Origin of the sequence: Streptomyces zaehneri (genome assembly GCF_032248645.1) — a bacterium.
Lineage (GTDB): Bacteria > Actinomycetota > Actinomycetes > Streptomycetales > Streptomycetaceae > Streptomyces > Streptomyces coriariae.
Genome location: NZ_JASTTJ010000043.1, coordinates 1 through 12,155, shown reverse-complemented (window position 1 = coordinate 12,155; position 12,155 = coordinate 1). Strand labels below are relative to the sequence as shown.

Here is a 12,155-nt window from a genome sequence, read left to right as displayed (position 1 = left end):
GCTCGACCACTTCGGGCCCCGGCGACTTGGCGAGGCGGTCGCCCGAGGATTGCCCGGTGGTCAAAGGAGTGGCGAAGTCGAACTTGCGGCCCACCCAAGGTGCCCCTCTGCGCTGCCCCCAGTTCAGGCTCTGGCCCTACCGATGGTACCGGAGGTACCATCGGTACCATGTCACCTGCCAAAGCCATGAACCTACGTTTTCCCGATCCGGACCAGCGGGCCGCGATCGAGGCCGCCGCGAAGCAGGAGGGTGTCAGCCTGCAGGAGTACATCCTGTCCGCCGCCTACGCCCGCGCCACGGCCGTGCAAGATCGCTTCCTCGATGCGTTCAGGGAATCGATGTCCCGCAGCGGCACCGCGTTTGCCGCGGAGGCCGGCGCGACCGATCCCAGCACGGAGCAGCGCGCTGCGGAGCTGGAGGCGCGGCGCGGTCTCGAGGGGCAGCAGGAGCGGGGCCACGCCGCGTGACGCAGTGCGAACCGCTCCAGCCGCTTGAGGTGCCTTTCCTGCTGCACGCCGCGCAACTTTTGCCCGGTGATCCGCAGGTTGACGACTACGGCCCGCTCTACGCGGCCGTCGCCCGGGTCAACGCTCGGGCCATGGATCGTGACATCTACGGCTCTGTGTATCTCCGGGGTGCCGCACTGCTCCAGACGCTGGTGAAGCTGCCGTGTCTGGAGCACTCCAACGAGGCTTTCGCCTGGCATTCTGCGGAGGCGTACCTGGCTCTGAACGGATGTCAGCTCGACTACGCGCCGAAGGAGGCCGTCTCCTTGGTGCGGGACGCAGCTTCCGGCGTGATGGGCGTTGCCCTCGTTGGCCGCCAGTTGCGTGCATGGACTCGTTCCTGACCCGGCTCGTGTGGTGAGCGCAAGCGCACCTCTTGGCGTTCCCATTCACAGCCCAAGATCCACTTTCAATACGTCGCCCGCCCGCGACCTTTGACGCCCGCAACCGCCAGCTGACGGACGGCACGACGATCTACACGTACACCGCACCCTGTCCTCGACCAGCACCGGCAGCGGATCCGCCCGTGCACTGACCTTCGACGCCTTCGAACGCAAGATCGCCGACGGCGGCGCAACGTACGCGTACGACTTTCTGGACCGCGTCCAGACCCGAGGCTCAACGACCTTCACCTATGGCGGAGGCTCCAACAACCTCGCAGGCGACGGCACAACCGACTGCCACCGTCATCCTCGCCCGGGCCGACGCCGGCACCTGGCGGCGGCTCGCCCCGATAGTTGACCCCGCCCCCAAGAGCAGCCCGCTCCCGGCTCGCGTTCACGTCGTCCAGGACGGCGACGCCCACCCTGCTCAGGTGCCGCTGATGACCGACGCCGAAGCCGCCGACTGGCTCACCACCACGACGGCCGGGGAGATCTGACCCACGTCCGGACACACCACGGGCCCCGGGGAGTGAATACATCCCCGGGGCCGGTATATGGAATCGTGCTGTTCAACGACGACGGGACGACGCCGTCACGCCTCGGGCTGCTCCCCGCCGTCCCCGTGCCCGCGATCACGGTCAGACGCCCACGATTCGCGGCCGGTCGACGACCTTCCTGCTGCGGCCTCATCGCCACCGACGTTTCCGCGAACCGCGCGACAGTGTGGGGGACTACGTCCCGGGGATCTCGACGAGATCCCCGGGGGCACGTCCGCTTGATGGCCGTGTGGTCAGGGCGCGTCGATGAGGATCCGGCCGTCAGCGGGCACGAGCGCGGCGATTCCGCTTGCGTAGGCGGACTGTACGCGGGAGCGCTCGGCGGCGTTCGGGGTGGCGTTGGTGCAGGCCGTGCCGGCGCTCGATCCCGACATCAGCTGTGAGCAGGGGCCGGGCTTGGTGTCCGGCAGGCCGAGACTGTGACCCATTTCGTGAGCGGCGATCCGGGTCTTGTCGTAGCCCTGGTCCACGGCCTGGCTGCCGAGCTCGACGCGGACCTGACGGCCCGGACGAACGGGGCCGAGCGTGGCCTGAGGCCAGCCTGTGGTGGCGACGATCACGATCTCGGCCACGGTGCCGGGCGCCGCTTCCACCAGATGGACGTTGCTCACGTTCGCGTTCCATGAGGCGACTCCGGCCGCGATCGCGGCTTCCCAGCCTCCGGCGCGACTGTCGTCGTAGCGAAGGGTCACCACTGCCGCCTGCGCGGCGGACGATTCACCTGCGGGAGCGGGAGCGGGAGCGGGAGCGGGGGCGGCGGTCGCGGCGCCCGCCATGGCGAGGACGAGCGCTGCGGCGGAAGTGCCTGCCTTGAACCAAGTGCCGAGGGGCATTGCTGCTCCTTCATCCGTGGGGGGAATCCGGCCCCGGCGGGGCCGGGTGCGCGAAGGAGCGGTAGGGGTCGTCCGGCGGGGGGCCGGACGCACCGTGGACCGCCCTCCGGGGCGTTGCGATGGTATGCCCTACAATCCCCGCCCGTCATGTACCTGCCACGATGAATATCCGTCAGAATCCAGTCCCAAAGGCGAAATTGCCCGACCGGCCACCGAACAGCGCGGCCGCGGCCGAGTGCCCGGCTCCCAGATCCGGCCGGGGAAGTAGTCACGCAGGTGGAGCAGGTACTCGCCGCGGTCGCTGTAGGGCAGTCTGCGGCTCGGTCTCCGGCGTGAGCTTGAGCAGCTTCGCGCGCAGGGAGGGGGAGGTGCCCCGGCATCACCAGTTTCCTCGCCTCCCAGCAGATCCGGTGTCCGCACTCCTTCCGCGGACTCCGGGGTCGGGAGCCGATGCTGAAGGGAATCGTGCAGATGAGTCAGGGGTGACGGGCCTTCGTTTGGCCGGTCAGGACCCTTCCATTCACGCCAGACTCCTGGAGAGGGGCGCTCCGGTGGGGGCGCGCGTATAGGTGATACGGGGTGGGCGTGACCGAGCGCGGTAGGGCCGACCGTGCCGCTGCGGGTGAGACGGGGCTGGGTGTGAGGGACCAGGGCGTCCAGCGCGCAGGCGCGGCGACGGGGGACCGGCCGGGTGGGCGACAGGACAGCGACGAGCAGTGGCGAGTCGACGGGCCGGTGCGTGCGGTGCCGCGGCACGTGGCCTGCGTGATGGACGGCAACGGCCGTTGGGCTCAGCGGCGCTCGCTTCCCCGGACGGCGGGCCATCGGGCAGCGGAGACCACCGTCATCGACATCATCGAGGCGGCCCGGGCGGCCGGCGTCGAGTGGCTCAGCTTGTACGCCTTCTCCACCGAGAACTGGAACCGTCCTGGTTCCGAGGTCGACTACCTGATGCGTCTGGTCCGCCGGGTTGTGCGCAAGCACGCGCCGCTGCTGCTCGCTCGCGGCATCCGCTGCCGCTTCCTCGGGGCCGCGGACCCGCGCATCCCACGTGAGCTGGCTCAGGATTTCGAGGATCTGGCGACGCTGACCGCCGACAGTCGTGGGATGACGCTGACCGTCGCCTTCGACCACGGCGGACGCCGGGACATCGTGGAGGCCGCCAGGTCGCTGATCCGAAGCGGGACGCCCGCCGAGGAGGTGACCGAGCGGCTCTTCGCGGCCCATCTGCCGTTCCCCGACACCCCCGACGTGGACCTCGTCATCCGCACCTCCGGCGAACAGCGCATCTCGAACTTCATGCTCTGGCAGATCGCCTACGCCGAGTGGGTCTTCCCCGAGGCGCTCTGGCCGGACTTCCGGGCCCCGGACTTCCTTGCCTGCCTGCACACCTACCGGCGCCGTGACCGCCGCTTCGGCGGCGTGCCGCCCCAGACGAACGGAGACCCGTCATGACGACTGGAACCACCACAACGGCCGACGAAGTACCTCTGTTCGGGCCGGAGTCGCAGTTCCGCGCCTTCTTCGACGACCCGCGCTGGGCGCTGGCCATGATCCGTGCCACCGTGCTGGAGGCCGCCCACCCGCAGATCGGTGCCGCCCTCGCCGACAACTCCACCTTCGTCGCCCACCCCTGGCGTCGGCTGCGCAACACCTTCCTCAGCATGCGGCGCATGTTCGACGCCGATCCGGCGGTACGCGAACGGGAGGCTGCCCGCCTCAACAGGCTGCACGCCCGCATGAGCGGCTCCGACGCTCGCGGCCGCGCCTACGACGCCATGGACCGAGCGACCCGCGCCTGGGTGGTCGCCGCCCTCTTCGAAAGCGCCGTCACCATGTGCCGACTGAGCGGCCAGCCGCTCGACCAGGACACCATGGAGCGCATGTACGCCGAGTACCGCGCGTTCCTCGCCGCGCTCGACGGTGACGCCGGAGAACTCCCCGACGACCTGAACGACTTCTGGCGGTACTTCGACAGGGTCGTCGAGGACGAGCTGGAGAACACCGAGGCGGCCCGTGTCATCCTGTACCGGCTCTTCGACCACCTGCCCGCACCCGCGCTGCTCGCCGGCGCACCGACACTGTGGGCGGCGGGCCGGGCCGTCGTCGGTCCGCTTCTCGGCGCGATCACCGTCGCCTCGCTCCCCGAGCCCTACCGGCGCAGGGCAGGCCTGCCCGAGATGCCTGGCGCCCCGACCCTCATGCAGGGCGCCTACCTGGCCGCCGGGCTCACCCGATTCCTGCCCGAGGGCTGGATCGACGCCGAAACCATCATCGAGACCCTCTCCCTCTCACCCGACAGCGACGACCCCCGCGCCCGGACCGTGGCCGCGCTGCGCGCCCGCATGAAGCGGGCCTCGGCCCTGCTCCGCCTGCTCACGCCAATGAGCGATGAGACCGGCCCCGACCCGGTCCCGGCCGCTTCGCGGGTCACGGGAGACGGCCGGCGCTCGGCGGAGGAGTTCTTCCGCCAGGTGCTCGACCAGACCGGCGACGGCCACCTTGACTGGCCCGACCTCGCCGCCATGGCACGCGAACTGGCCACCCGCCTCGACCTGGACGAACCCGAGGAGACCCGCCTCTACGACGCCTTCGCCGCCTGGTGGCGCGAACTCCAGGCCACCCTCGACACGGACGGCGACGGCCGCGTCAGCGCCGACGAATACGCTGCCGCCGTACCATCCCTCGCCGGTCCCGCGCTCATCCGCGTCGCCGAGGTGCTCTTCGACGCCACCGACAAGGACGGCAGCGGGACCATCGACGCGGACGAATACCGGGCGCTCTTCCGCACCGCCTTCCATCGCGACCTCACCACCACCACCGACGGCACCTACGGCCGCAGCGCCTTCGTGGGCGACTTCCTTTCCTTCATGGCAGGCCGTCGCACGAACACCCCGTATGACCCCCTCCTCACCGACGCCTGACAAACCCGTGGCACGCGCCGCCACCGGGGTACCGGCACTCCGCCCGCGGAACACGCCGGCCGAACACGCGCCGGCACTCGGGCTCCGGAGCGGGCCACTCCCTCGGGAGCTCGGGAGCTCGGGAGCTCGGGAGCTCGGGAGCTCGGGGGTGGCCGGGGTGGCTAGTGCCGTGACCGGAATGGTTCATCATGTCGGCGCCCGGCATGTCACTAGCTGGTCCGGGGCAGGCGGATGGTTTCGATCTCGAGGTCCGTGAGCAGCGCTTCAACAAGGGGGCGGGGGGCCGCAGACTTTGGTGGCCCAGAGGTCGTGCTCGGTGTAGATGACCAGGAGCGGTTCGCGGCCCACAGGTTGGACGGGGTGGACAGGATGTCCGGGTGGTCGAAGAGGGACTGGGCGTCGCCCAGGCGGCCGGAGCGGACATGCCCCTTAAACGAACAGACACCGAAAGTTCGACCCACCAAAACATCCGTCCGAGCTGTCCTGCTTCCCGGCCACCGGACCGGGCCAGAGGCTCGCCGCACCCCGCTCCCTCGGCGCGGGCACCGCCAGGAACAACCGCTCCACGGGAAAGCGCGACGCCGAATGGCTCCCGCAGGCCGCCTTCGCCCTGCGCACTTGCCTTGAGGATTGGATGGCCACCAACTCCGATGGAGTCTGCGCATCGACCAGATTGAACACGCGTAGCGGCCTTCCATGGGGGTGCCTGCCTCCCATGTCAGCCGGATCCCGGCGATCATGCAGTTGCGGCACTGATCGTGCCAGCGAGGCCCGTGTCCGGCGGGGCGGACGACGCGTGTCGCGACGGCGAGCGCCCGGCAGGAGGAACAGCGACGCCGCTCGGGCGAGTGGATGTCGATGCGCTGCCATGAATCGGCGCGCGTCGGCCGGTCGGGGGCCGGCTCCAGGGCGGCGGGGTCGACACGGAGGAAGGCGAAGGCGTCGTCACCCATGCCGTCCTCCTGCTGCTAACGCCCCCTCGTAGTGCCGGGTGGTCACCCTGCTCCCTAGAATCGAACATACGCACGACCCCGTGTCCTCCCGGCTTGCCATGCTGCGTTTCCTCGAACGTGTCCGGCAGACGGACCTCGAGCGCACCCGGCGGTGGATCGCAGCCGAGGAGCAGCGAGAGCAGGAGAGGCGGTGCGGCGCCGAGGCCCGGCCGCCCCAGCCGGAGCGGCTGCTGGAGATGGGGCTGAACCGCGCCGCGCCGCCGAACATGGTCCACGTCGGCGGCTGTCACATGGCGGGCAAGCGTTCGCGGGGCATCGGGCGCAGTGACGCGCTGTGCTGGCTCGCCGAGGGCATCCCGGCCTGCACCCACTGCCGGCCGGACAGCGGGCTCGGTTACCTGGAGGGCTGAGGTCAGGCGCTGCGGCGGGGCTTCCTCGTGCTTGTCTTCTTCGCCGCGGCCTTCTTGGCCGACTGCTTCTGCGCCGTGGTCTTCTTCGCGGCGGCCTTCTTCTTCGGCAGCTCGTGCACGTCGGCGTCCTCGCCGCGGGAGGCTTTCGCCTTGGACGCCGACTCCTCGAGCGCGGCCATCAGGTCGAGGACCCGGCCCGGCTGCTCCGGCTCGGGCACCGCGGGGAGGGGCATGCCGCGTAGGGTCTCGGCTCAGCCCGCCCGAAAGGAGGGAGCAGCGTCGCTGAGACAATCACGCAATGATCAGCAATGAGATCCGGTTCGACTGTCGGCATCGCGGCGACGACGGTCCGCTCGTGGTCGTCCCCCACATCGACGGAGCACCACTCACCGAGCTGATCGACGGGTTCGAGATCGCGGCCGGGATGCAGCCTGCGGGTGACGCCTACGGCGGTCTGATCCCGGAGTTCTTCCGGTTCGGCCCGATGCAGGACCACTTCCTCGGACGGTCCACTCGCACGATGGGGCCGAAGACACCTGTTCTCGGTTGTGGATGCGGCGAGTGGGGATGCTGGCCTCTCATGGCCCGCATCACCGCGACGGCGGACCTCGTAGCCTGGGACGCCTTTGAGCAACCGCACCGCAAGACCCGCGACTACGTGGCGTTCGGTCCGTTCCATTTCGACCGTCACCAATACGATGACACCTTGCGGGCCTTGGGCGCGGTGATCGGTTCCGGCGACGACGGCACGCGCGCGTGAGCACTGCCGTCAGCCCGCCTTGCCGCAGACGAAGTCCAGGGGTGGGCGGAGAACAGCGGCGCGGTGGATTTGTCATCACCCGCCGGCGACGGGCAGGTTGTGCCACCAGTGACCGCATCCGCCGGAGCAGAAGCGTTCGCGGCGCCGTTCGTCCGCGACCGCGAGTACCGCGACCAGCAGCTGGAACGCTTTGCGGCGTTCATCGTCGGGGGTGAGGCCGGCGATCTTCCCCAATTGCTGGTCGATCGGGCCGCGGGTGATCAGAACCGCAGGCGTGTGCGTCGGGCGCAGCCCGGCACGGCGGATGCTCTCCGGTCCGTCTTCGGTGACAGCGCGGGCCTGCACGCAGTGATGGCGCAGGAACAGGAGTATCTCGGCCTGCTCCTCCGGGCCGTGGCTGTCGAACCACTCGATGCCCTGTGACATCAGGCGCAGGCCTTGGGCGAGTTCGTTGAGGATGATGTCTCGGTCGGTCATGATCGGTTCCCGCGGTCCAGCGAGACGAAGGCCTCAGCGGTCTCGTCGACGAAGGCGCATAGCCACTGCATGGCCTGCCGGCAGTATTGCGGGTCGAGGGCCGCCACGGCCCGGACCTCGAGCCATCGGTCCCAGGGACCGCCCGGGGCTAGGAACCGCGTCGTGTACTCGGAGCCGAGAATCTCATCGAGGTACAGGAGCGTCCCAAGGACGACTGCCTGGTCGTAGTCGAGGTCGGGACGCGACAAGTAGTGATCAAGGTATGCGCCACGGGCCCGACCTTGAACACTGTCCGGTTCCCGGGGGCCACGCCCGCATCCTGTGGACCCTGCCTGTGACGACCGCCGAGATCGAGTTCCGCAGGCATCACGGACACGAGGCGTTGGAGCAGCTCTTCGAAGAGGCAGAGATCATCCCCACCGATCCCTTCAGGACATCGGTCGCCTGAGTTTCCGGCCTCCGGTGGTCACCGCTTGTGGTCGCCAGGGGCGTATCAGCTCCAGGTTCCGCCAGCTTCGGTAACCGGGCGTGTAGCGGTTTTGTCGTGGTAGCTGAGCGCCTTCGCGATGACGGGGGCCGGGGCCCGGAGAACGAGTCGGCGGATCGCGGAGCTCCTGCCGCGCCGTGGAGGAACGCCGATCTCACGCAGGTGGACCTGGAGGCTGACCGGGTTCATCGGCTGTCCGGGCGGCCGGTGAAGAGCCACTGTGAGCTCCTGCTGCTGGCGTAGGGCAGATGCTGGTAGGTCTGGATGCAGGCCCGCATCAGGTCGGCGACGGGCTCCGGCAGCGGGGACCGCGGGTCTCCCAGCTGGACAGTGACGGTGGTTCCCTCGTCTATGACGTCGTCGATGGTGAGACGGACGATGCGCCTGACGGGTTGCGCTTTTAATTGACCATCTCCCGCGCGGCCGCGTAGTGCCGCTGTGCCTGCGGGGGCTGCCTCCGCCACCTACAGGGCCCGGCGGGCCAGGCGGAACAGGACCCGGGCGTACACAAGTGGTGCCGCCGTGACGATCGTCGGGATGACCGCCAGCGCGAGTATGCCTACCAGGGCGCGGCTGTCTTCAGCGCGTACGAAAGGTCCTCGGTCGTCGTCCAGTAGGAACCGGTAGCCGAACCACGCCCACATCGCCAGCGACACAAGCAACCACCCGAGCGACCACTTCTCGACCTGGTGCCCATCCCGGCGCAACTGCTCTGCGTCTGCCGTCATTTCTCCCCCTATCGCTGGCGATCAGTGGCCAGTTCATCACAGCGCGCGCCAGATGCATCGCTCTTCGGGTGCGCCAGCCAGGGCAGTTCACGCCTACGACTGTTCACCACGCAGGAGCCGGGCTACTCCTTGGACGTGTTCTTCTTCCCTGCTGCTTCCTGAAGATCGGCGATCGTCTCGCCGTGATCCCTGGCCCAGGCGGTGAGCATCCTGATGGGTTCCTCCAGGGTGCGCCCGAGCTCGGTCAGGCTGTACTCCACGCGTGGTGGCGCCTCGGCGTACGCGCGCCGCTCGACAAGCCCGTTGTCCTGCAGTCGGCGCAGCGTCTGGGTCAGTACTTTGCGCGAGATGCCGCCGCTCAGTTCGACCAGCTCTCCATGGCGCAAGGGGCCGTCGGTCAAGGCGAAGAGTGTGACCACGGCCCACTTGCTGGCGAGGAGTTCGATGGCCAGGAGGGCGGGACAGTCGGCGAGGAAGATGTTGGCGGGACGAGAGGCCATGAGCCGAAGGTTACCTTCAGGTACCTAACGGCTGCCTAATGTCGTCAGTGCCCGACGGGCCCCACCGGATGTTTCACCCGCTCCGGTCTGACAGACAGCCGAGGTATTGCCATGTTCACTACATATATCGTTGTCGCCGTCCTCATGTCGGCGGTGCTGGTCGTGTCGGCCGGCGCCAAGGCCATACGTACGCAACACATCACCGGCCAGATTGCCACCCTCGGCGTCCCCGAGAGCATGCTGCTGTTCCTGGTCGCCGCTCAGGTGTCCGGCGCGGCAGGCCTCCTCGTCGGCGTCTGGTGGGGACCGCTCGGGATCGCCGCGGCTGCCGGCCTGACGCTCTACTTTGCCGGCGCGGTCGCCTCCCACCTGCGCGTCGGTGACTACAAGGGCACACCCCCGGCGATCGTTCTCACCCTGATCGCCATCGCCCTGATCGCACTGCGTGCCGCCACGCTCTGACCGTCCCGGACTGCTGACCCTCTGTACAGCGCAGCAAGAGTTCCGTGACGTCCGGAACTCTCGGGGCGGCGGCCGGCGAGCCAGCGCCCACGGCCCGGTCCAGAGCGTCGCTGTCGATGCGGGCCACCTGCCGGCGAACCGTCGCCAGTAGCGCGATAGCTCACGGTTCGGGATGCATAGATTGGAGAGCCCATGGATCTGCGAGAGTCCCTCGGCAAGGCCGTGGCCGCCCTAAAAGCTTCGTTGGGAAGTGCTGATCGCGAGCGGGGCTGGACAGACGAGCTGCGTCGGGAGATCCAGGAAGAGATCTCGGTCAGCCGCTCAATGCTGAAGCGCCCCGGGCCGTGGGCGGTCAGCTACCTCCATCCCCGGCTCGATGAGTGGATGGCACGCGAAAGCGTCCAGCCGGGACGCCTCCGTGATGTGGTCATGGACGTGCAAACTCTCATCATTGGGGCGCGCGATGCGGCCCGCTCACGATGACAATCTTGAGGCTCATCGCCCGATGGCGTCCGTGGCGCGACGGGGGCTGCTGGACAACGCGGCCGCAGTGCGCTCGACCCTCGCGGCGGTCGTCACCTGCGCAGTCGGCTGGCGAGTGACACCGGGTGACCTTCCGCCCGACGCCCTGCGTGGGGCGTGCCGCCCCCGGGTATCAGCACACCGCCCGGCGCACAGGGCGAGCAAGGATCGGTCACGACTTGGCCGTACGCGCCTGAGGCAGCTGATGGTCCGCTGTTCAGCGCGGGCCGAGTTCGGCGTGGATCTGGGGCAGGACTTTCGTGCCCAGGAGTTCGATGGCGTGGAGGAAGTCGCGTTGGGGCATGCCGCCGACGTCCATCTGGAGGATCTCAAGTGAAGCGTGAGCGCACCTATGACGGCCTCGGCCGCCTGACGAGAGAGACGGGAACGGGCGCGGAGGCAACGACGGCGACCCGCACTCTCGGCTACGACATGGCCGGCCGCCTGACCTCGATCGGCACGGCGGACGGCCTGACCCGCAACACCTACACGTACAGCGACCAGGGAGCGCTGCTTACCGCCGCAGGCCCGGGCGGCACTTCCGGGATGGCGGGGGGTGTGGTCGGGTGACGGGGGCCTGTCGGCAGGTGGGTGCCGGTCGGTGTGGCCGGCAGGTGGGTGCGGGTTGGGGTGGGTGCCGGGTGGTGTGGGGTCAGTTGACGGGGGTGGGGTGGGTGGTGGGGGGGTGTTGGGCGAGGTGGTGGGTGTGTAGTTCGGTGTCGACGGCGGCGCCGCGGGTGCTGGTGAGGTCGAGGGAGGCCAGGACGGAGGGCATCACGACGCTGGGCAGGATGTGGCGCAGGAGGGCGTTGACTCGTTGGGGGAGGTCTTGGTGGTCGTATACGGCCTGGGACATGGCCTGGACGCCGGCGAAGGACCCGACCATGACGTCGGCGGTCTCGACGGCGTTGACGTGGGGGAGGAGTTCGCCTTGGGCCTGGGCTTTTTCGAGGAGGTCGCGGGAGATCTGTGACCAGCGCAGGAAGGGTCCGCTGCGGTCGAGGCCGAGGGCTTGCTGGTCGAGGGAGAGGCGTACGCCGGCGCGGACCATCGCGTCGGTCTGCAGGCGGTGGGCGTGCAGCATGACGGTGTCGACGAACTGCTGGATCTTGCAGGCGCGGTCGGGGATGGGCAGTAGCTGGTCCTGTTCGTGCAGGACTCCCTCGGCGAGGTGTTCCTTGGAGGGGAAGTGGAAGTAGAGAGCGCCTTTGGTCACCCCGGCGGTGGTGAGGATCTCGCTGATCGTCGCGGCCTGGTAGCCGTGTTCCTCGAAGACCTTGGCTGCTGCCGCGAGGATCGTCTGCCGGGTCCGGATCGCCCTGTCCTGCTTCACCACGTTCGGTCTCCTTCTGTTTCGATGAGCCCGGAGACCCATTAAAAAAACCGCCCAGTTTGTATCTTACAGGTGGTTGGGGTTCACGCACCCCTTGCGGCTGTACGACGTTCAATGAGTTGTCCTGAATTCATCGCGCGGAAAGGGCGGGGGAGTTGTGGTGAGCGGAGCAGTGGTGAGCGGAGTTGTGGTGGGTGGAGCAGGGGTGGGTGGAGTTGTGGTGGGTGCAGCAGTGGTGGGTGCAGGAGTGGTGGGTGGAGCAGGGGTGGTTGGAGCTGTGGTGGTTGCAGTTGTGGTGGGTGGATCGGGTGGGGGTGGG

General features: G+C 68.8%; 17 protein-coding genes and 2 pseudogenes. 11 read left to right on the top strand and 8 right to left on the bottom strand.

All coding sequences use genetic code 11. The features are described 5' to 3' along the window. The first annotated feature begins 168 nt into the window (after window positions 1–168). The 3 genes from QQM72_RS39285 (at window position 169) to QQM72_RS39275 (ending at window position 1,387) form a co-directional block, all read left to right on the top strand. Window positions 169–468 carry a type II toxin -antitoxin system TacA 1-like antitoxin gene (locus QQM72_RS39285; protein WP_314225610.1) on the top strand — a complete coding sequence of 100 codons (300 nt, stop codon included), beginning with the start codon at window positions 169–171 and terminating at the stop codon, window positions 466–468. Next, entirely contained in the window at window positions 465–851 is a 387-nt protein-coding gene (locus QQM72_RS39280; protein WP_314225609.1) for a fic family toxin-antitoxin system, toxin component, read from the top strand. The genes QQM72_RS39285 and QQM72_RS39280 overlap by 4 nt, the downstream gene beginning before the upstream one ends. A gap of 290 nt (window positions 852–1,141) precedes the next feature. After that, window positions 1,142–1,387, top strand: coding sequence for a hypothetical protein (locus tag QQM72_RS39275; protein ID WP_314225608.1), 246 nt, complete (start codon window positions 1,142–1,144; stop codon window positions 1,385–1,387). Window positions 1,388–1,680: 293 nt separating this feature from the next. Here the strand turns inward: QQM72_RS39275 and QQM72_RS39270 are convergent, their stop codons facing one another. Beyond that, complete coding sequence (locus QQM72_RS39270; RefSeq protein WP_314225607.1) at window positions 1,681–2,280, bottom strand: snapalysin family zinc-dependent metalloprotease; 600 nt, start codon at window positions 2,278–2,280, stop codon at window positions 1,681–1,683. 735 nt (window positions 2,281–3,015) lie between these two features. Here QQM72_RS39270 and uppS point away from each other — a divergent pair. The 3 genes from uppS to QQM72_RS39255 all read left to right on the top strand — a co-directional run bounded on the left by uppS (window position 3,016) and on the right by QQM72_RS39255 (window position 6,567). Next, window positions 3,016–3,735, top strand: coding sequence for a polyprenyl diphosphate synthase (uppS, locus tag QQM72_RS39265; RefSeq protein WP_314225632.1), 720 nt, complete (start codon window positions 3,016–3,018; stop codon window positions 3,733–3,735). After that, entirely contained in the window at window positions 3,732–5,204 is a 1,473-nt protein-coding gene (locus QQM72_RS39260) for an oxygenase MpaB family protein (RefSeq protein ID WP_314225606.1), read from the top strand. Before uppS ends, QQM72_RS39260 begins: the two co-directional genes overlap by 4 nt. Window positions 5,205–6,237: 1,033 nt before the next feature. After that, window positions 6,238–6,567 carry a DUF6233 domain-containing protein gene (locus QQM72_RS39255; protein WP_314225605.1) on the top strand — a complete coding sequence of 110 codons (330 nt, stop codon included), beginning with the start codon at window positions 6,238–6,240 and terminating at the stop codon, window positions 6,565–6,567. A 2-nt stretch (window positions 6,568–6,569) separates the two neighbouring features. Here QQM72_RS39255 and QQM72_RS39250 read toward each other — a convergent pair whose 3' ends face one another. After that, the gene (locus QQM72_RS39250; RefSeq protein ID WP_314225604.1) at window positions 6,570–6,800 is read right to left on the bottom strand and encodes a hypothetical protein; all 231 of its coding nucleotides are present in this window, start codon (window positions 6,798–6,800) and stop codon (window positions 6,570–6,572) included. Window positions 6,801–6,865: 65 nt separating this feature from the next. Here QQM72_RS39250 and QQM72_RS39245 point away from each other — a divergent pair, with 65 nt between their 5' ends. Continuing rightward, entirely contained in the window at window positions 6,866–7,327 is a 462-nt protein-coding gene (locus tag QQM72_RS39245; protein WP_314225603.1) for a hypothetical protein, read from the top strand. A 75-nt stretch (window positions 7,328–7,402) separates the two neighbouring features. Here QQM72_RS39245 and QQM72_RS39240 read toward each other — a convergent pair whose 3' ends face one another. After that, complete coding sequence (locus QQM72_RS39240; RefSeq protein WP_314225602.1) at window positions 7,403–7,804, bottom strand: DUF5958 family protein; 402 nt, start codon at window positions 7,802–7,804, stop codon at window positions 7,403–7,405. Next, window positions 7,801–8,058, bottom strand: a pseudogene (locus QQM72_RS39235) (DUF6000 family protein); the annotation flags it as partial. The pseudogene QQM72_RS39235 and the gene QQM72_RS39240, both read right to left, overlap by 4 nt. Window positions 8,059–8,066: 8 nt before the next feature. On the opposite strand from QQM72_RS39235, the gene QQM72_RS39230 reads away from it, so the two are divergent. After that, window positions 8,067–8,252, top strand: coding sequence for a suppressor of fused domain protein (locus tag QQM72_RS39230; RefSeq protein WP_314225601.1), 186 nt, complete (start codon window positions 8,067–8,069; stop codon window positions 8,250–8,252). 503 nt (window positions 8,253–8,755) lie between these two features. Here the strand turns inward: QQM72_RS39230 and QQM72_RS39225 are convergent. Both QQM72_RS39225 and QQM72_RS39220 read right to left on the bottom strand, forming a co-directional pair. Continuing rightward, complete coding sequence (locus QQM72_RS39225) at window positions 8,756–9,019, bottom strand: hypothetical protein (protein ID WP_314225600.1); 264 nt, start codon at window positions 9,017–9,019, stop codon at window positions 8,756–8,758. A 122-nt stretch (window positions 9,020–9,141) separates the two neighbouring features. Then, window positions 9,142–9,519 carry a winged helix-turn-helix transcriptional regulator gene (locus QQM72_RS39220; RefSeq protein ID WP_314225599.1) on the bottom strand — a complete coding sequence of 126 codons (378 nt, stop codon included), beginning with the start codon at window positions 9,517–9,519 and terminating at the stop codon, window positions 9,142–9,144. A gap of 111 nt (window positions 9,520–9,630) precedes the next feature. On the opposite strand from QQM72_RS39220, the gene QQM72_RS39215 reads away from it, so the two are divergent. From QQM72_RS39215 to QQM72_RS39205, 3 genes are all read left to right on the top strand, one after another. Continuing rightward, window positions 9,631–9,981: a DoxX family protein gene (locus QQM72_RS39215; protein ID WP_314225598.1), complete on the top strand. Its 351-nt coding sequence runs from the start codon at window positions 9,631–9,633 to the stop codon at window positions 9,979–9,981. A 192-nt stretch (window positions 9,982–10,173) separates the two neighbouring features. Then, complete coding sequence (locus QQM72_RS39210; protein ID WP_314225597.1) at window positions 10,174–10,464, top strand: hypothetical protein; 291 nt, start codon at window positions 10,174–10,176, stop codon at window positions 10,462–10,464. 372 nt (window positions 10,465–10,836) lie between these two features. After that, entirely contained in the window at window positions 10,837–11,073 is a 237-nt protein-coding gene (locus QQM72_RS39205; protein ID WP_314225596.1) for a hypothetical protein, read from the top strand. An 82-nt stretch (window positions 11,074–11,155) separates the two neighbouring features. Here QQM72_RS39205 and QQM72_RS39200 read toward each other — a convergent pair whose 3' ends face one another. Together QQM72_RS39200 and QQM72_RS39195 are read right to left on the bottom strand one after the other, a co-directional pair. Continuing rightward, complete coding sequence (locus tag QQM72_RS39200) at window positions 11,156–11,839, bottom strand: ScbR family autoregulator-binding transcription factor (RefSeq protein ID WP_314225595.1); 684 nt, start codon at window positions 11,837–11,839, stop codon at window positions 11,156–11,158. Window positions 11,840–11,966: 127 nt separating this feature from the next. Further along, window positions 11,967–12,155 (bottom strand): annotated as a pseudogene (locus tag QQM72_RS39195) (hypothetical protein); the annotation flags it as partial.